Below are 18,395 nucleotides of genomic sequence, written 5' to 3' on the forward strand. Positions count from 1 at the left end.
TCTTGTAGAACACCCTTCCAAGGTCAATCTGTGCTTCAATGTCGAAATACAGGGTTTGGAAAATGACGCAGCCGTCGCTGGTGTTCACGCAATCCCAGCCTTCGACATAATAGTCCGATTCGGTCTTAAATAAAGTTGCATTCTGTGCCTTTGCTCCGAAAGCCGCTGCCAAGGCGAGCAGTAAGAGGGTAATGTGTTTCTTCATATACTTGAAGTTTTAAAAGGTTGATAACTTGTGTTTGTTGCCGTGAAAGAATCGTATGCTTTGTTACGTTTTGATGGTGCAAAAATACTATCGCATCAAAATTTTGTCAATGGATTTTGGCCGGAAAATTTATAAGTAATTATAAGTAAATTTTTGTAACTTATTGATTTACTATAATTTATGGAATAAAAATTAATTTTATAAGTAATTATAAGTATTTTGTTGCAAGATGTTGTTTTACAAATAGATACAAAAAAAGCAAGCCGAGGCTTCGACTTGCTTGATTTATACGGAAAAATGATGGAAATCTTATTTCTTCAACCAATCCTCAACATTTTTGACCACAATGCCCGAACGCAAAACAAAGGCTTCTTCGGTGGCGAAACCGATATGTGGCAACATGATGAGGTTAGGTGCATCGAACAAAGGATTATCCTTTTTCAAAGGCGGTTCCGTGCCATAGACATCGGTGGCGGCACCTGCAATGACACCGTTTTTCAAGGCGTTGGCCAAAGCCATTTCGTTGATGACCGGGCCGCGTGCCGTGTTGATAAGGATGGCCGATGGCTTCATCAAGGCGAAATCCTTTTCGGTGATGAAATCGCGGGTTTCGTTGTTCAAGGCGATGTGAAGCGTAACGATGTCGGCTTCTTTCAGCAGGGTTTCCTTGTCAACGAAAGTCACGCCTTCGATGGTTTTAGGCGTGCGGTTCCAAGCCAAGACCTTGCAGCCGAAAGCGTTGGCGATTTTTGCCACGCGCTGACCGATGTTGCCCATGCCGATAATGCCGATGGTCTTGCCGCCGACTTCGCGTCCCGGCATGAGGCCTTTGCGCTGACATTCGCGCGTAATGATGTCGTTTTCGCGCACTTTGCGGTAGACGTCAATCATCAGGGCGATGGCGAGTTCGGCAACAGCCTCGGTGGAATAGCCTGCCGCATTCATCACTTTGATGCCACGGCGCTGACATTCTTCCATGTCGATATGGTCGAGGCCGGTGAAAGCGATGGAAAGCATTTTCAGGTTCGGACAGGCGTCTAGAAAATCCTTGCGCAGCGGAATGTTGCTCTCGATGATGACATCGGCACCTTCGGCACGTTGTTTCAGCACGTCAAGATTTTCGTTGCGGTCGGGATAAATGACGACTTCGTGTCCGGCTTGCTTCAGATTCTGGCAAGCGGATTCTATCTGGTTGACTTTCAGTCCTAATGGTTCAAGAAATGTGATTTTCATGTCTGGTAGTTTTTGAGAAAAAAATATTTAATGTGCAAAGATAGTGTTTTTTCAGGAACGGATTAATAAAGGTGTGACGTAATGTCTTGATTTTTCCTATTTTTGCACGCTTTATCAAAAATTGAACTATGAGTCTGAATTCAAAAAACCTGCTTCGCAATGATGTCACAACCTTGGTTTTGAGGTTAGCTGTGGTTTATGTAGTGATGTTTATCATGCAATTGTCGTTTTATTTCATCGACAGGCCTTATCTCGGTCACATTGCCGATTGGCACGAAGCGAAGGAAATCCTCATCGGAAGTCTGCAATACAACACATTGTCAATACTTTGGACGAATGCACTTTTCATTTTCCTGTCCATTTTGCCCTTCCATTTCCGCGAAAAAAAATGGTATCAGACGCTGCTATTCATAATTTACTGGGTCTCGAATTCATTCGCAATCATCATTTTGAATGGCGGCGACGTGGTGTATTATCCACATGCCATGAAACGTTTCACAACGGAAGAACTGCATTTCTTCAACGAAAACAGCAACAGTTCGCCCATCATCATGGATTTCATCATGCAGAATCTTACCATACTGATTATCGGTTTGTTACTCATTGTGCTTTTGGCTTATTGCTGGTATTACATCAAGTATTTCCCGACCGAAATCAAGGATAAGAAAAGATACTATCGCGTCAATGTGATTGCATTTTTCTGTATTTCAGCGATTTGCATTATTGGCATGAGAGGAACTTGCAATCCGGACGAAAGCTGGAAATCATTGTCGCAGGCGGCAAAATATTCGCCTGAACGGGCTTGGCTGATTCTGAGCAATCCGTATTGCGCCGTCCGCACTTCCGTAGGCGATCTTTTCGATAAGGATGTTTATTTTGACAAAGACGAATTGGATGAAATCTATACACCTGAACATCAGGTTGATAGCAGCCGTTACAATTTGGGACACCGCAATATAATGGTATTCATTCTGGAAAGTTTCAGCAAAGAGCACTCAAAGTATTTAAATCCAGAGCTTTACAAAAACGAAGCTGGTTTCACGCCATTCCTTGATTCATTGATGCAGCAGGGCTATACTTTCACTCATGCCTACAGCAACGGCATGAAATCGGTGGAAGCCATTCCATCGGTTTTTGCCTCCATTCCGTCGTTCAGGACTTCATTTGCCTTGATGCCTGAACACTTTGGCAACTTTGAGGCTTTGCCACAAATCCTTGCAAACCAAGGTTATGAGACTTCATTTTTCAGTGGCGCGGAACGCAACTCCATGAATTTTGAAAGCATTTCAAAAATGTTTGGCGTGCAGAAATGCTATTGCCGCGATGAATATGAGGCCGCATATCCTGTGAATGAAAACACGATAGAACCTTTCTGGGGCGTGTTTGACATGCCGTATTTCCAGTTTATGGCCGACGAAATAGGGAAAATGCAGCAGCCTTTCTTTACTTCGGTGTTCAACCTCACTTCTCATCATCCTTATCGCGTTCCTGCTGATTATACCGACATTGTGCCGAGCGGACACAATCCAGAACAACGTGTGGTGGCCTATACCGACCTGTCTATCAGTAAGTTCTTTGAGCGCGTCGATGATGAGCCTTGGTACGACAGCACGCTTTTCATCTTTGTCGCCGACCATGTGGCGCCTTTGGTTTACGATCCTCAAACACTCACCATGCAAGGGCGTTCATCCATCATCGGCTTTATGTATACACCCGACGGATCGCTCAAAGGCATTGACGATGCTACCGTTCAGCAGTTGGACATCATGCCAACCGTTTTGGGTCTGATAGGCTACGACAAGCCTTATTTCGCTTTCGGACGCGATGTGTTCAACGAACCCGAACGCAAGCCTGTTGCGGTTAATTGTATAAATCAAGTGTATCAATGCATTACGGATTCTGCAACGGTTTATTTTGACAACGAAAGAACCGTAAAATCAATTGGTAACAATCCGCAAACGACAGCCGAAGCTGAGACCATGATAAAAGCCGTCATCCAAAGCTATGGCGAGAGACTGACGGCAAAGGATTACACCGCGAAATAATCACTCCGAAAACCAAGTCTTGAACTCACTGACACGCGCCTTGCTGACGATGATTTTTTCAGGCACTTCGACGGTCAGATTCAGCGAAAGTTTGTTGCCAAACCAAATGGAAATGTCCTTAACTGAACTGCGCGATATGATAAACTGGCGGTTGGCGCGGAAAAAAACGGTCGGGTCGAGTTGTCCCATCAGTTCGTCTAAAGTCTGGTTCATGTAATAATGCCGTCCGTCGAGTGAAATGGCCTTCACGGTTTTCAAATCTATGAAAATGCAGGCTATGTTGTTGGTCGCCAATGGAATGAGCTTGTCTCTTTCGGGAATCAGAAAACAGGTTTTGTATTTCTTTTGCAGCGTTTCCATTTGCATCAAAAGGCTTGCCACGGTTTCCTTGTTGTTGACGGAATTGGTCAGGGTTTTGAATTTGTTTAATGCGCGTTCCAAATCGTCCTTGTTGATGGGTTTCAAAAGGTAATCTATGCTGTTGACTTCGAAGGCTTTGAGGGCGTATTCGTCGTAAGCGGTGGTGAACACGACAGGGCAGGTGATGTCGGTTTGCTCGAAAATGGCAAACGATGAACCATCGGCCAAATGAATGTCGGCAAAAATCAGTTCGGGCATTTCGTGCGATTCAAACCAATCGATGCTTTCCTCGATGGTTTCGAGCACCGCAATGACTTCAATCTGAGCATCAATTTCGCTGATTAATTTCTGCAAGGCTTGCGCCGCAATGGTTTCGTCTTCTATGATTACTGTTTTCATTGTTTTGGGACTATTTTGACGATTGGATTGTTTAACTTTTAGATGATTTGACTTTTTAGACTTTTGGCCTGCGAGGTCGCGAGCATCTTCAATTTTCGGACGCACGCGGTGCGTCCCTACTCTTATATTTGCGAAAGGTGTCGTTCGCAAGCTCACTTTACCATTCGCTGATTTAGGCTGCCCTTTCAGGGCGAACACATGCTTTCTTCATCTTTACGGACGCACGCGGTGCATCCCTACTTTCAACTTTGAAACTTTTGAACCGCCCCTTCGACAAGCTCAGGGAGCTGATTACTCCAAATTCCCAAATCCTTGCTCTTTCCTCCTAACTCCTCATTCCTAACTCCTCACTTTAACACTTTCAGTTTCCAGTTTTCCACTTTAACACTTTCCTCTTTTCCACTTTAACACTTTCCTCTTCCTTCTAACGGTAAAATCACTTCAAAAACATTTCCGTCATTTGAAATTTTCACTTCCTCGTTCCACATAAGGCGGTAACGCTCGGCGAGATTCGACAAACCGATACCGTTTCCTGTTTCGTCCATAATTTTTGGTTGAATCGGGTTGGACACCTTGATGGAACAATCTCCAGTAGCAATCGTGACCGTCAGCGGCTGTTTGGCCGAAATCACATTGTGCTTGATGGCGTTTTCTATCAGACCTTGTATGGAAAGCGGTAAAACCTTGGAATCGTGATATTTCGCATCGACTTGAAAATCAAATTTCAGGTTTTCGCCATAACGGATTTGCATCATGTTGCAATAGGAATGTACACATTTCAGTTCTTCGCTCAACGTGATGATTTCCTTGTTTTGCAGCGTGTAGCGCAGTACAAACGACAGTTGCTGGATGTAGTTTTCGGCTTTGTCCTTGTCGGTTTCAATCAGCGATTGCAAAGTGTTCAGCGAATTGAAAAGGAAATGCGGATCAATCTGGCTTTTCAGGGCTTCGTATCTTGTGCTGATGTTTTCGGCTCTAAGTGCTTCGTTTTCAACGGCTATTGTCCTTTGGTTGAATAATGACCGCAGCAAATATGAAATCAGGATGACAATGGTCATCAGTGAAAAATCGCGCATCAGGCCGTCGCGGACGATTCGGAAAAGGAAAGCCGAATTCGGTCTGTGATGTTCGAAAAGCGATGGACCTAACGAGAATACAATGCTGAGAATGGATGTGATTAATATGGAACCGAAAATCATGGAAAGCAATTCGCTCCATTTCCGTTTGTAGTTGATGCTCATCATTTTACGATTGAACAAAAACAGGACGAAAATCAGCATGAAACTGAATGAGGTGAACATCAAGGCGCGGTCGAAACGGATAGGTTTTCGGGATTCAGGATTATTGTGTGGTGGCCTTGGTTCATAATTATTGTCGAAATGTGTTTGATTCTCCGGCTGATTGGCTGGCATTTCAAGCATTTCGTGTTGCGCATGTCGCGATTCAGGCATTTTGTCGGGCGAGAACAGCGATTCACCGAAATAGAATGCAAGGGCAAAAACCAAATGGAAAGCTACGCTAATAATCAATGAGAAGGCAAGTATTGTCTTCATCGGCAAAAATTGCAAAGCGTCTTTTCTGATAATCTTATTCATAGCGCAAAGCATCGGGCATTTTCACTTAGGTTGGAAGCAAAATCAATTGTTAATTATGCAAAAATAAACAATCAGATTCTACTTTATCCATTATTGTTATGAAATGGTGAAAATGGCGTTTAAATCATTTCTTGTCTAAATTGGACAGGGCATTTACCACCGCAGTAATGGCTTTCTAAACAGGAAAAAACAAAATAGAGACGCGACAAATCGCGTCTCTACAAGTGAATCGGGTGTTAGAAATTTGATTACAATCTAATGCCGAAACGCAGCAAGACCATTGTTGTCGATAGTGATTTAAACTTGAAGTTCTCCTTTTCAGACTCTGTATAAGAGTCTCCGCCAATGGTTTCCTGGTATTTGTCAGAGGCTTTTCCTTTCACTTTCGCAGAGCCTAAATTATAGAAATTCAGGCCGATGGTGAATTTGTTGTTGATAAGGACACCGGCGCCCAATTGGAAAGCGAAAGCAAATGCCGGATCATATTTATATTTGATTGTTTCCTTTTCAGAATAACGGCCATAGTATGGATCGTTGCCGCTATCTTCCAATTCGAGACGGAATTTTGTTATGAAACGGGCATCCAGACCTATTCCGGCTTCACCATAAATTCCAAGATTGTCGTTAGCTTCGTAGCAATAGTTCAATCCGAGCAATACCGGAACATTGATGTAGTTTGGCTTGCGCAAGGTGACATCTTGAACTTCATCTTCTAATTCGTCACGCAAATCTTCAAAGGCTTCTTTAACGTCGCTGTTAAGACCGTTATAGATTCCGTCAACCGACAACAAGACTCCCAAGCCTTTTGCTTTGGTCGGGAATTTAAACTTAAAGCCAAGGGTTGCACCAACACCGGCACCTCCTTCTCTCGATTCGTCCATAAGAGCAAATCCGTCTTCATCGCCTTCGGCAAATTTGCCAGTCGGCAAGGATAGGCCAAGATTCAAATAGGTTTGAGTCTGTGCTGTAGCATAGCCGCAAGCAAGCAGCAAGATTGCAGCCAAAATTGCGTAAAACTTTTTGTTTTTCATAATGATACACCTTGTTATATCCCATCAGGCCATCGGATTTTTTTAATGAATGATGTTGTATTTCGATGCAATATTACAAAAAATTCGATTTTAATGCAGAAAATGACGTTTTTTTTCAAATTCATTATGTCCATAATTAATTGACAACGACAAGCATTACCCATGCCAAATGTGAAAAGTTGTGGAATTTTGTGGAAAATTGTTGCGCGTTTTGAATAAAAGCCTATTTTTGCAGTCTGTTTGGTACGGAAATTGCCACTCAGAACGAGAGAAAATTGTTTTTTTTAATGCCTAATTTATACATCATATCGGGCTGTAATGGAGCTGGAAAAACAACAGCGTCGTTGACCGTTTTGCCTGAAACTCTGCAATGTACGGAGTTCGTCAACAGCGATGCGATTGCCAAAGGTCTCTCTCCGCTCAATCCCGAAAGTGCTCAGGTTGCTGCATGCCGCCTGATGATTTCGCGCATTAAAAAACACATTAGCGACAAATCCGATTTTGCAATCGAAACCACCCTGGCTTCAAAGAGCTACAACAGTCTCGTCAAGCAGGCGAAAGAAGTTGGCTACAACGTGCATCTGTTATATTTCTGGCTGCAAAGCCCCGAACTTGCCATCAAGCGCGTCGCCGAGCGTGTCAAAAATGGCGGGCATAACGTCGAGGAAACAGTCATCCGCCGCCGTTATCACGCAGGCATCCGCAACCTTTTCAAAATGTATTGCCCTGTGGTGGACTACTTTGTACTCATCGACAATTCCAACATTCCAAGCGAAATCGTCGCCGAAGGGAACAACGATGCGATTAAGATCTACAACGATGAAAAATTTAATTCAATAAGACAATATGACAACAGTAAAAGTTAATGCCAATAAAAGCGAAGTTTCACCTCTGACCAAAAAACTGATGGGCGGTCTCGACCTCTCACTCAGAAGACTGCTCCTCATGCGCAGCCGCGCCAACGGAACTTTCTGCCTTTGCGACGAAAACGGCAACATCTACACCGTGAAAGCAAAGGAAGTAAAGCAGATGATGACTGAAAACTAATTATTTGTCTCACATGAACAGCCACCGTCTTGATTCATTCTGCAAAGAGTGGTCGAGGCGGTGATTTTTTATTCACAAAACTTTCAAAACGATTCACAAAACCTTGTTATTTGAAAATTCGCAACCGCTCATTTTCTTTGCCGCGTCAGCCAATCTGTGATAATTCATGCGCGGTTCCTGAGCGAAGTCGAAGGGTGGCGCATTCAAAATTTCAGTATAAATCTGTTCTATCTGTAGTTGCTTAAAAATCAGCGTCATCTGTGTAATCTGTGGTTCTAAAAAATCAAAATCCATTTTATTCGTCAAATCTGTAGTTTATTGAAAATCAACACTATGAAAAAGCATCTTCTATCCTTATTGTTTGCCTTGGCTTTCTTGCCGACATTCTCGCAAACCGAACAAGACCCCGAAACTGACCCGATTATCCTCAACCGCATCAGCGAATGGCAAGATCTGAAATTTGGTTTCATGATGCACTGGGGCATGTATTCGCAATGGGGCGTGGTTGAATCCTGGTCCATCTGCAATGAGCCGTGGATTAATAGAAACGGAGCCAATTATGTGGATTACAAACATGATTATCAAAACCTTAACACGACATTCAATCCCGTGAAATTCAACCCACAGGAATGGGCGGCCTTGGCCAAGGAAGCGGGCATGAAATATGTGGTCTTCACCACCAAACACCACGATGGATTCTGTATGTTCGACACAAAGGAAACCACCTATTCCGTCACGGATCCAAGTTGTCCTTTCTCGAAAAGCGAAAAAGCTGACATTACTGGTGAAATCGTTAAGGCTTTCCGCGAACAAGGTTTCTGGACTGGCCTTTATTTCTCGAAACCCGACTGGCATTGTCCCGATTACTGGGCACCCGAATGGGCCACGCCCGATCGCAACGTCAACTACGACCCGGAACTTCATCCTGAGCGTTTTCAGAAATACTGCGATTTCACTTACAGACAATTATACGAACTGACCCATAATTATGGCGACATCGACATTCTTTGGCTTGATGGCGGCTGGGTGCGTCCAGAATGGAGCATCGACGACGAATGCCGCGAATGGTTGGGCTGCCAAGGCTGGATTCAGGATGTGAACATGCCGAAAATCGCTGCTATGGCACGCGAAGACAACCCCGATCTGATTATCGTCGACCGCTCGGTTCACAGCAAATACGAAAACTACCAAACGCCTGAGCAACAGGTTCCTGACACGCTTCTACCCTACCCTTGGGAGACCTGCATGTCGATGGGCAACTCGTGGTCGTATGTCGAAACGGACACTTACAAAAGTACCAACAAAATCATTCACCTGTTGGTTGACATCGTGGCGAAAGGCGGCAACTATCTGTTGAATGTCGGGCCAAGTCCCGAAGGCACGCTGCCGCCAACCGCAGTCGAGCGTATGCATGAAATCGGACAATGGATGAAAATCAACGGCGAAGCCATTTACGGCACACGCCCGATTTACCCGTATGTCGATGGCAAAATGCGTTTCACGCAAAAAGGCGATAAAGTTTACGCCATCTATCTTTTAGATGAAAACGAGACCTTGCCCAATAAAATTGATTTCGGGAAAAACGTTAATCTCAAAACAGGAAAAATCAAGGTTTTAGGCAGCAACAGGAAAGCCACTTTGAGTCAAAAGGAGGGACGCTATTGCATCCAATTCGATTCAAACGAGACCATGCAACATGCTGTGGTTTTTGAGATGAGGAAATGTAAATAACGCTAAAAAAAAGTAAGTTGTAACACATTTATTATATGTTAGCAATTGTTTTTTTAGAGAACGCAAATTGCCACAAATTATCAATAAATTTGTTGTAATTTAGCTGATATACAATTAATTATAGTTTCTTGTAATTTTTGATTCATTTACGATAATTGACTACGCCGAAATGTAAATTGACTACGTCGAATCTAAAAGATTTCACCGACACGAAGTGAAGTGATCTTCGATTTATCGTTTAACGAAGCGAAAAAACAATTATTTCCGTTACAGATTATTTTTTAATTCTCACTAAACTGATTACAGCAAAATAAAATCTTCAATATTTTCCGGTGTGATTTCAGCAAACACCGATAAAGGATAGTTTTGCACAAAAGAATTGGGAATTTTAGCCTTTTTTTTCGGATTGAATTTGAATTCGTAAGCATAGAGCGTTCCGTCACGATCCTCAACATAATCAATTTCATGCTGCTCTTTTGTCCTCCAAAAATAGCGATTCGACCAAATATCATTATATTCGGTGAATTTCATACGCTCGGAAATAATGAAGTTTTCCCACAAAGCCCCCGTATCTGTTCTGATTTCGATTGGTGAAAAATTGGAAATCAAAGCATTGCGTATTCCATTATCGTAAAAGTATATTTTTTTGCTGTTTTTCAGTTCGTTACGCATATTTCGGCTAAACGAGGGTAAACGGAAAATGATGTAACATTGCTCCAAAAGCTGGATATAGATTTCAACCGTTTTAGCATCAATTCCAACTATTTGCGAGAGTTCATTATACGAGACCTGCGAACCAACCTGATAGGCCAAAGCCTGAAGCAGTTTTATCAACGCATCTGATTTCTTTATTTTATTAAAGGTTAGAATGTCTTTATACAAATAGCTGTCTGTCAAATATTTAAGCATTTTCCGTTCGTTCCCTTCAGAAGAAACCACTTCGGGATAATATCCATAAACCAATCGCTGAGGAAGCAATCGTTTCTCTTTCAGCAAGCCATGATGCACAACCATTTCAGCAAACGACAGCGGATACATTTTAAACTCCCATTTACGGCCGGTAAGCGGCTCATTAGCGGCATTGGCCAGTTCGAAAGCCGAACTTCCTGTTGCAATCAACTGAATGTCTTTGATTTGGTCGGTAATCAGCTTCATCCTAAGTCCAATGTCACTAATCCGTTGAGCCTCATCAATTACAACAATCTTCTTACCGGAAAAATTGTTTTTCAAACGGTCAGCAGAAGTGTTGGCAAACATGGCTTGCACATCCAATTCATCACCATTCAGCCAGATTATGTCATCTTTTTCAGGGAAAAGTTGCTGCAACAAAGTGGTTTTCCCTATCTGGCGACCACCTAACAGCAAGATTGCCTTACCTTTATGAAGGTAATTGCTTATCTTTTGCATCAAAAAACGCTGTATCATGATTCGATATTTTGCGGCAAAAGTACAACTTTTTCGGAATACGCTCCTGAAAAGTTGTAACTTTTTCGGAATTAATCCCTAAAATGTCGAAATTTTTAAGCAATTGGAAGATGAAACGGCATATTCGTCTATGATATTGGGCTATTAAAAACTACGTTTTAGAAAAGTCTCAGACTACAATTGAGCTCATGGTCTTTTGCAATTCATCCAAAAACCTTGCCGCCTCCATACCATCCATTTGAACATGGTGAAACTGGAAAGAAACAGGCAAAATGGTTTTCAGGCAGCATCTCCTGAATTTGCCCCACATCACCATCGGGTTGGAAAACAGTTCCATATATTGGTTGACGATGGTGTCGATTTCGGTTGCTATCACCGCTGAAGTGCCGATGACCATGTCGTTTTCAAGGAAGGAACTTCCGCAGGTTTCGGCAACTTTTTTTGTCAAATCCAGATAATCGCGGTTGAATTGCTGCAAATCATCGGTGAAATGGATGTCGCACGAATTGATGCCGCCTTGCCGGTTCGGCACGATGACATTGATGGCCAATGTGTCGTATTTCAGCATTTTGTCCTTTTGCGGCAGCAGGTAAAATTCTTCTATTTGGCTTGCCGTCTTGCCGATGCAATAGCACAGCAGCATATTGATTTTCAGATTGTTTTTTCTGCCGAGTTTCACCAAATGGCTGATGTCGAATGTCTTGGTCAGCGTGACCATAGGCATTGGCGAATTCATCCAAAGTTCAAAGGCTTTGGCGCGTGGCGTGTTATGTGGATCAATGGTTATTGGCATAAAAAGTTTGTTTTGGTCCCGTGTCATTCATCAGAATAGTATCATCCTTGAAACGGAACAAATAAAGAAGAATGTCGTATATATCGCCGCAACAGCCTCCGAAATGAAAAGAAAGAAGCAAGGCAAAACATAGTTTCCACATTGGTTCTGCGACAATTAGCATTCCCGCAATGAAAAGTATGGTGAAAACAATTAGTGGAGCACAAAGTGATGAAAGAGCCGTTTTGCGGTAAACGAAAATGTCGGGAATGCCACAATATGCCACGGTGAGCGTGAATCCGTATGTGAGTTTCTTTTTTGTAAAATGCTTGTAAACAACGCCGTGAGTCAGTTCGTGCAGTACTAAATAAACGATTAGGCTTATCGAGAAAACCCCAATGAAGACGAAATACTGCTTAGGTTTTTCGTCAAGTAATTGTGATATGTGAATGGGAAAACTCAAAATGGAAATACAGACTCCCGCCAATGTAATGATGAGTGCAGCGATAGAAAGCAAAATTGTCGTTTTTGTATTGGTTGCATCAATGGAAAACACTTCTTTATAACCTTCTGGAAGAGTTTCTTCAAAATATCTGTTCATGTTATTTTTGAATTTTGTTTTTACAATATGTCACTTTTCAATCCTGTCTTTCTTGGGCAGTTTCTTGTTCACTTCGTCCCAAGCGTGTTGCGCAAGTTCCTGAATAAGTGTATCTTCCAATCCTTGATTAAGCCAGATTTGGTTCCAATATTTCTTGTTCCAATGATGGGCACCTTCGATGGTGCTGTATTGTTCGCGCAGCTCGATGGCCTTTTCGGGGTCGCATTTCATCACCACCAGTTCGGGCTTGTCCAAAATGATGGCGGCAAAGATTTTCCCTTTGATGCGGAACACCAAAACGGTGTCATCGAAAGGCATGTCTTCGGTGGCGCAAGGCAAAGAGAGGCAATATTCGCGGAATGATTCGATGTTCATTATTGATTTTATTTGTTTGGAAGTGAATAAGTTCTGTTTTTGTTTGCACCTTGAGCCATCAGCAATCCTTCTTGCACCATTTGACGCAAATAATCGCGGGTGCGTGACGGACTCAAACCGAGAAACAGAACTAATGCTTCCGCTTTCGTATTGCCGTTTTTGGAAACGAAATCCAAAATGGCTTGTCGGTTTTCTTCCGCATTGCGTTTCACTGCCGGTTTCCCGTCAGGCTCGCCGATGTCTTTCAGGAAAACCTGAATTTCATCGTTGATGTGTTTTTCGTGCAGCCGCATCATTGTGTTGGTGAAAATACTGACGTCATCTTGTTCGCCGGATTTGACAAGTCCTTCAATGTATTCCGATTTTTCCTCTTTCATGACTTTTGTGGCTGGCAAATCGTGTTCCATCTGAAGCAGATTCATCACCAATCTTGAAACCCTTCCATTCCCATCAACCCAAGGATGAATTGTAACTAATTCGTAATGAGCCCAAAAACTCAGGTTATAAATCGCTTCTATGTCATCGGCCTTGACTTTTCCGCGGCGGCGGTTCAATTCCTTGCAAAATTCTTCCAAACGACTTGGCACTTTCTGGAAGCTCAGGTAGGAGTGACCGCCAAATCCCGCCGACACATTTACCAAACGCAAATCGCCTTTGGCGGAAGAAAAACTGCCCAAACTCGTGTTGTATTCGGAGCCTGTCCGCGCCATCACCATCGACGACAATTTGCATAGTTGCCCGACAGTGAAATCTTCGTGTTTCTGAATCCAATCCATACCGTAATCATAGGCTGCCTTCAGGTCGAGGTTCATCAGTTGTTCAATCATGGAGCGGCCTTTTGCGGTCGTTCCTTCGTCGAAAAGCAACTGGTTTTCCAATTCCGTGACGGTGCTTCCCTCAATGGCCGTGGAATGTGTGATTAAGGAATAGAGATAGAATTTCCGACTGTCAATCTGGTCTGCAATTCCTAATCGGCGATATTTTTCCATCAAATCGGCGATATTCATAGTGAATTAATTAAAAATCGGCGACAAATATAATGTTTTTTGTTCTTATCGTCGATAAATATCACGTTTTTTTTCACCATGAAAGGAATCCAATAACATCTATTTTTCAGGTGCTTGCTTTCGTCAATTCGTCGCCATCACCTGCAACCGAATCAAGATTGAAAAAAGTGCGCACCTCCATAAGGTTTCTGTCATCAGCGGTCGTTCATCACAACCTGCTCCTTTCTTCTTCACTCACCGAATGTGAATTAAGCCTCACTTTCGATTGGCCGAACTTGTAAGTGACATTCAGCATGATATTTCTATCGTCGCCGTCAAAGAAGACCAACGAATTGCCGCGAAGGATGCTCTCCTGCCAATAGAGCATGGTGTTGAAGATGTCATTGACACTTAATCGAACCGTCAGGTTGTTGTTCAGGAAACTCTTTTCCAAACTAGTCGAGAGGCTCCACAGTTCCTTCATGGTAACGCCATCCGACGGGTAAGGACTCATATAATAGAAATTCAGATTGAACTTCACATGGTAAGGCAAAGTAAGCATGTTGCCAACGGAAAAAATGCCATAGTTCTTGTTGTTCTGTTTCAGGATGCCATCTTCCTCCTTCTCGTAATAGTTCCTGCCGAAATAGATGGAACTGTAAAGATACCACCATTTGGTGACATTCCCGTTCCAGTCGATGGAGCCGAAAAAGTTCTGCGTGTGGTCACCATTTCTGTAACGAAATTCTCCAACATCAAGGTTGTCAGCACTTTGATAGAGTTCCCTATAAATCGGGTTGATGAGGTAATTGTAGCCGAAACGCACCGAGAGTGAGATAGGGAAACTGGCGAAAACCTGCGCCGAATGGATGTGGGTGTTGATCAGGTTGGGGTTGCCTTGAGTGATGAGCAATGAATCAATGTACATGCTGGGATTCAAGGCATCCAACGAAGGACGCACGATGCGCTTCGAGTAGGACGCACCTATCGCGTAGCCTTGGGCGGGCTTGTATTGCACGGTGGCGTTCGGGAAAAGTCCAGGCTTCGTGTAGTCCACTTGGGGAACGTCATTCAAATAGTTGTGACGGTCCACATACTCAAACCGCAGTCCGGCGGTGGCCGACCACTTGTCGGAGAAATTATGCGCAACGCTGGCGTAGGCGGCGGCATTCGACTCGTCGGAATGGTAGTGCTGCAAGAGGTTGTTTGTTCCTGTCAAGTCAACATGGTTGTCGGTCTGAATCAAGGAGTATTTCGCTCCGGTCGTGAGCGTGGTCTTGCCGTTTCTGAATGGCAGGGTATAGTCCACACTGCCCACATAGATGCCTGTGTTGCCGTGACCTTTGTTGAGGTTTAAAATACCTTGGCTCTCACTTCCTTCAACGATGTTGCGGAAAGCGTCCTCGTCATTATAGCGGTTGTAGGTGTAGTCCAAGGTCACGTTGAGGTTCTGTCCGAGGCTGTCGATGTCGTAGTTGAAGAACAATGTATTGTTGCTTCGCAGGTTCTTTTCATTGGTGTTGGTCACGGTTTTGAAATCTGTATGGCCGGGCCCTTCGAAATGGGTCGTTTGTTCGCGCAGACTCGTCCCGCTACCCAGGTTGTTGATGCTCTGCAAGCCGATGGTCATTTTCGGGGTCAAGGCATATTCCAGCATCAGTTTCGCATTGTGACCTTGGTTTTTAGAGAGATTGTAGGCTCGGTGCTCGATCATTGAGTAACCCATCACGTCCTCGCTGTTGTAGGTATGCGCGTTGCGTCCATTGAAACCATAATAGAGGTTGGTCGAGAATTTGTTTTTCGACAGGGTGACATCGGCGAAAGCACTCTCGCTCCAACGCCACGCCTTGGTCACTGTGCCGCCTAATCGCACCGAAAAGTTGTCACGCCGCTGTAGCGTGACGATTTTCACAATGGCGGTGGCATCGGCCTCGTATTGTGAAGAAGGATTGTGGATAATTTCGATGGACTTGATGTTTTGCGGGTTCAGGTTATAGACCTCCTCCATCGAATACACTCGCCGGTTGTTGATGTAAACGATGGGCGACCCTTGCCCGATGACGGAGAGGTTGTTCTGTCCGTCCACCAAGAGGCCAGGTGTTTTGCGCAGCATGTCGATGCCGTCGGCACTCGATGATAGCAAGGTGCTTTCCACTCCAACCACAGTCCTATCTGGCAGACTGGTGATTTCCGGTCGCTTGGCCGCAATGGTCACCTCTTGAAGTTGAGAGGAAACGACATTCATTTTCAGTGTTCCCAAATTGCCTTTCGGTTGGCTGACAAACTTCGGCTCATAGCCTACAAATGTGATTTTAAGCAGGTCGCAAGCCATGTCGAGAACGAAACGGCCATCGTTGTCGGTGGTCACACCGCCAAGGAAGGTGCTGTCGGGCAGTTGCATCGCCACGACGGTGGCGTAAGGAATGGGCGCGTCGTTTTCGTCCACCACGCGGCCGCTGATGTTTTGCGCCTGAATGCCTGAAATGAAAGACATACAGAAAATGATGGCGAAAACCATGTTGACGTTTTTTTTCATTGCGTTGTATTTATTTGTTTATCAATTAGATTTGGCTATGGAATCAATCTTCATTAGTGCTTCCATCAATGAAAACGATATTAATATCTTCCGAATCTTCAGAAAAAACAACCAATCCAATAGTATCATTTCCTTTTTTTGCCATATAGATACGGGAACAATCATCACCATCCTTGCTCTCAATCATAAGTTCAAACTCATTTTGGCTTAACTTTAAATCAATATCCTTCTTGATCCTTTTTATTGTGGCAGGATCATCGCAATCAATGACATACATGCCATGAACAGACTTCAATGAAATGTTATCACATTGGATGTTAAGTGCTTCTTGATCCATCTGCTTGAACATGCTAGGCGAAATATAAGTAGTTTGAACTCCTTTCGCATCAGAATACTTGTTGTAGAACTCCTTGCCAATTTGGGCTTGGCTCGTGCTTGCAATAATAAAGGCAAACATCAAAAATACTAACTTTTTCATTTTTTATGATTTAAATTGATTTGAGTTACTTTGTTTCATTCGACATTACAGTTTTTATAGTAGACATCGCTGCATTAGCTTTATCCATTCCGTCATTGAATTCTGACGCTATACGATTCATTGTTGAAGAAAAATAGGCATACGCTTCGCAAGGATCACTGAAAGTGTCTTTCGGCTCACTTTGTTTTGATAGCATAAGCCAAGCGAAACCAATCACCAAGACGAAGGTTGCTGCCATACAAAGCCATTTCATTTGATTCCCTAATTTATGGCTCTCTTTCCTGCTTTTCAAATTCTCGGCAAAAGCCAAGGTGTTGATTAATGTATCTATATTGTGCTCCAAATCCGATGGAACCTTTTCCTGCTCATCATTGGCTATTTTTTCAAGTTCATTTAAGTTCATATTATTTCCTCCAGTTCTTTTTTAATTTGATTTCTTGAACGGCTTACCGTCACCCTTACATTTAATTCTGTCAGTCCCGTTCTTTTTGCTATTTCCTTGTAATCCAAGGCTTCCGTAACGAACAAAAGCATGATTTCCTTTTGTTTTTTCGGCATTCTGTTGATACAATCCAACACATATCTTAAAGTATCACGACTCACCACGGGGTTATCTTCAATGCCGATATTTGGAAGCATTTCCATGTTATCTGATTTTTCTTCAATTCGCAATTTATTACGCCTAATTTTATCAACACATAGATTATGAGTCATTTTAATGACAAACGATTTTGGGTCATCAATTATATCCAAGCTGTCTTTTGATGCCCACAACTTCACATAGACATCCTGAACGGTATCCTTTGCAGCTTCTTCATCGTTTAGCAAATGCATCGCTACACGATAAATTTGAGCATTTAGAGGAAGATAAGTCCGTTTGAATATCTCAGTTGTCATGCTGTTTTTCGTTTAAGTCACATTGCCAAGACGAACAAAAAACGAATTTGTTACAAAGGCGATCTAAATATTTTTCCTCCTAATCAAATGCCCTTCCTGGATTGCGGCAAAACTTGTCACCAGGCAGATTAAAATTGCGGGATATTTCAATCCTACAAATTCGTATGCGATTGGCAGCAGAAACAGCAGGAGCCCCGATACTTTATTTGCCATGGTGTGCGGCAGAACGAGTTTTTTCCAACAAATGAATCCCGAAACGATGTTGATGATTTTGATGCAGAAAATCACGATAATCCATATCCAAAGCCATGTCGGAATGTTAAAAACGGGCAGCAAACGCACGAGGCAAACTGCAACGAAAAGCATGTCGGCAATGCTGTCCAATTTGGCTCCGAACGGTGTCGCGTTTCCCGTTCTTCGGGCGATGGTGCCGTCAATCATGTCGGAAAAACCACAAAGCAGATAAATGATGCCAAACGACACTGAAAGTGGTGCTACGAACCATAACACCACCGACAGTATCATTCTTGAAAAGGTTATCCTGACTTTGACAGCTGTTTTTTTAATGTTTGTAACTTGCTAAAAATCAATATTGTTTAAAAATCAAGATGGTGACGTGGGTGACGCAAGCCCGAAAATTCGTACCTTGCGGGCATGTTTGTACGCAGAAAGGTCAACC

At 43.2% G+C, this 18,395-nt stretch carries 19 protein-coding genes; 4 read left to right on the forward strand and 15 right to left on the reverse strand.

Features of this window, described 5'->3' with window-relative positions:
* Both AC06MN_RS14630 and AC06MN_RS14635 read right to left on the reverse strand, forming a co-directional pair.
* Positions 1–205 (reverse strand): hypothetical protein (locus tag AC06MN_RS14630; protein WP_475673113.1); only part of this gene is annotated, 205 nt, incomplete at its 3' end.
* A gap of 309 nt (positions 206–514) precedes the next feature.
* Positions 515–1,438 carry an NAD(P)-dependent oxidoreductase gene (locus tag AC06MN_RS14635; RefSeq protein ID WP_475673114.1) on the reverse strand — a complete coding sequence of 308 codons (924 nt, stop codon included), beginning with the start codon at positions 1,436–1,438 and terminating at the stop codon, positions 515–517.
* Between the two features lie 128 nt (positions 1,439–1,566).
* On the opposite strand from AC06MN_RS14635, the gene AC06MN_RS14640 reads away from it, so the two are divergent.
* Positions 1,567–3,483, forward strand: a complete 1,917-nt coding sequence (locus AC06MN_RS14640) for an LTA synthase family protein (RefSeq protein ID WP_475673115.1) — start codon at positions 1,567–1,569, stop codon at positions 3,481–3,483.
* On the opposite strand, the gene AC06MN_RS14645 is transcribed toward AC06MN_RS14640, so the two are convergent.
* From AC06MN_RS14645 to AC06MN_RS14655, 3 genes are all read right to left on the reverse strand, one after another.
* On the reverse strand, positions 3,484–4,242 hold the full coding sequence (locus tag AC06MN_RS14645; RefSeq protein WP_475673116.1) for a LytR/AlgR family response regulator transcription factor: 759 nt from the start codon (positions 4,240–4,242) through the stop codon (positions 3,484–3,486). It abuts the gene before it with no gap.
* A 404-nt stretch (positions 4,243–4,646) separates the two neighbouring features.
* Entirely contained in the window at positions 4,647–5,795 is a 1,149-nt protein-coding gene (locus tag AC06MN_RS14650; RefSeq protein WP_475673117.1) for a sensor histidine kinase, read from the reverse strand.
* 290 nt (positions 5,796–6,085) lie between these two features.
* Positions 6,086–6,868 carry an outer membrane beta-barrel protein gene (locus tag AC06MN_RS14655; protein WP_475673118.1) on the reverse strand — a complete coding sequence of 261 codons (783 nt, stop codon included), beginning with the start codon at positions 6,866–6,868 and terminating at the stop codon, positions 6,086–6,088.
* Between the two features lie 287 nt (positions 6,869–7,155).
* On the opposite strand from AC06MN_RS14655, the gene AC06MN_RS14660 reads away from it, so the two are divergent.
* The 3 genes from AC06MN_RS14660 to AC06MN_RS14670 all read left to right on the forward strand — a co-directional run bounded on the left by AC06MN_RS14660 (position 7,156) and on the right by AC06MN_RS14670 (position 9,646).
* On the forward strand, positions 7,156–7,734 hold the full coding sequence (locus tag AC06MN_RS14660) for an ATPase (RefSeq protein WP_475673119.1): 579 nt from the start codon (positions 7,156–7,158) through the stop codon (positions 7,732–7,734).
* Entirely contained in the window at positions 7,715–7,915 is a 201-nt protein-coding gene (locus AC06MN_RS14665; RefSeq protein ID WP_475673120.1) for a hypothetical protein, read from the forward strand. Before AC06MN_RS14660 ends, AC06MN_RS14665 begins: the two co-directional genes overlap by 20 nt.
* Positions 7,916–8,248: 333 nt before the next feature.
* Positions 8,249–9,646 carry an alpha-L-fucosidase gene (locus tag AC06MN_RS14670; RefSeq protein WP_475673121.1) on the forward strand — a complete coding sequence of 466 codons (1,398 nt, stop codon included), beginning with the start codon at positions 8,249–8,251 and terminating at the stop codon, positions 9,644–9,646.
* A 300-nt stretch (positions 9,647–9,946) separates the two neighbouring features.
* Here the strand turns inward: AC06MN_RS14670 and AC06MN_RS14675 are convergent, their stop codons facing one another.
* The 10 genes from AC06MN_RS14675 to AC06MN_RS14720 all read right to left on the reverse strand — a co-directional run bounded on the left by AC06MN_RS14675 (position 9,947) and on the right by AC06MN_RS14720 (position 18,283).
* Positions 9,947–11,071 (reverse strand): ATP-binding protein, encoded by a 1,125-nt coding sequence (locus tag AC06MN_RS14675; protein WP_475673122.1) that lies wholly within the window; start codon positions 11,069–11,071, stop codon positions 9,947–9,949.
* Between the two features lie 169 nt (positions 11,072–11,240).
* Complete coding sequence (locus AC06MN_RS14680) at positions 11,241–11,864, reverse strand: CatA-like O-acetyltransferase, family 2 (RefSeq protein ID WP_475673123.1); 624 nt, start codon at positions 11,862–11,864, stop codon at positions 11,241–11,243.
* On the reverse strand, positions 11,848–12,444 hold the full coding sequence (locus AC06MN_RS14685; protein WP_475673124.1) for a DUF3267 domain-containing protein: 597 nt from the start codon (positions 12,442–12,444) through the stop codon (positions 11,848–11,850). Before AC06MN_RS14685 ends, AC06MN_RS14680 begins: the two co-directional genes overlap by 17 nt.
* A gap of 30 nt (positions 12,445–12,474) precedes the next feature.
* Positions 12,475–12,819 carry an MmcQ/YjbR family DNA-binding protein gene (locus AC06MN_RS14690; RefSeq protein WP_475673125.1) on the reverse strand — a complete coding sequence of 115 codons (345 nt, stop codon included), beginning with the start codon at positions 12,817–12,819 and terminating at the stop codon, positions 12,475–12,477.
* A gap of 8 nt (positions 12,820–12,827) precedes the next feature.
* Positions 12,828–13,826, reverse strand: a complete 999-nt coding sequence (locus AC06MN_RS14695) for a Fic family protein (RefSeq protein ID WP_475673126.1) — start codon at positions 13,824–13,826, stop codon at positions 12,828–12,830.
* Between the two features lie 208 nt (positions 13,827–14,034).
* Entirely contained in the window at positions 14,035–16,341 is a 2,307-nt protein-coding gene (locus AC06MN_RS14700; RefSeq protein WP_475673127.1) for a TonB-dependent receptor domain-containing protein, read from the reverse strand.
* Positions 16,342–16,384: 43 nt separating this feature from the next.
* A complete protein-coding gene (locus AC06MN_RS14705; protein ID WP_475673128.1) occupies positions 16,385–16,819 on the reverse strand; it encodes a DUF4252 domain-containing protein in 435 nt (144 codons plus the stop codon).
* A 25-nt stretch (positions 16,820–16,844) separates the two neighbouring features.
* A complete protein-coding gene (locus AC06MN_RS14710; protein ID WP_475673129.1) occupies positions 16,845–17,222 on the reverse strand; it encodes a hypothetical protein in 378 nt (125 codons plus the stop codon).
* Positions 17,219–17,716 (reverse strand): RNA polymerase sigma factor, encoded by a 498-nt coding sequence (locus AC06MN_RS14715; protein ID WP_475673130.1) that lies wholly within the window; start codon positions 17,714–17,716, stop codon positions 17,219–17,221. The genes AC06MN_RS14710 and AC06MN_RS14715 overlap by 4 nt, the downstream gene beginning before the upstream one ends.
* Positions 17,717–17,779: 63 nt before the next feature.
* The gene (locus tag AC06MN_RS14720; protein ID WP_475673131.1) at positions 17,780–18,283 is read right to left on the reverse strand and encodes a CDP-alcohol phosphatidyltransferase family protein; all 504 of its coding nucleotides are present in this window, start codon (positions 18,281–18,283) and stop codon (positions 17,780–17,782) included.
* Positions 18,284–18,395: the final 112 nt, after the last annotated feature.

The organism is Candidatus Limimorpha sp. (assembly GCF_056203535.1).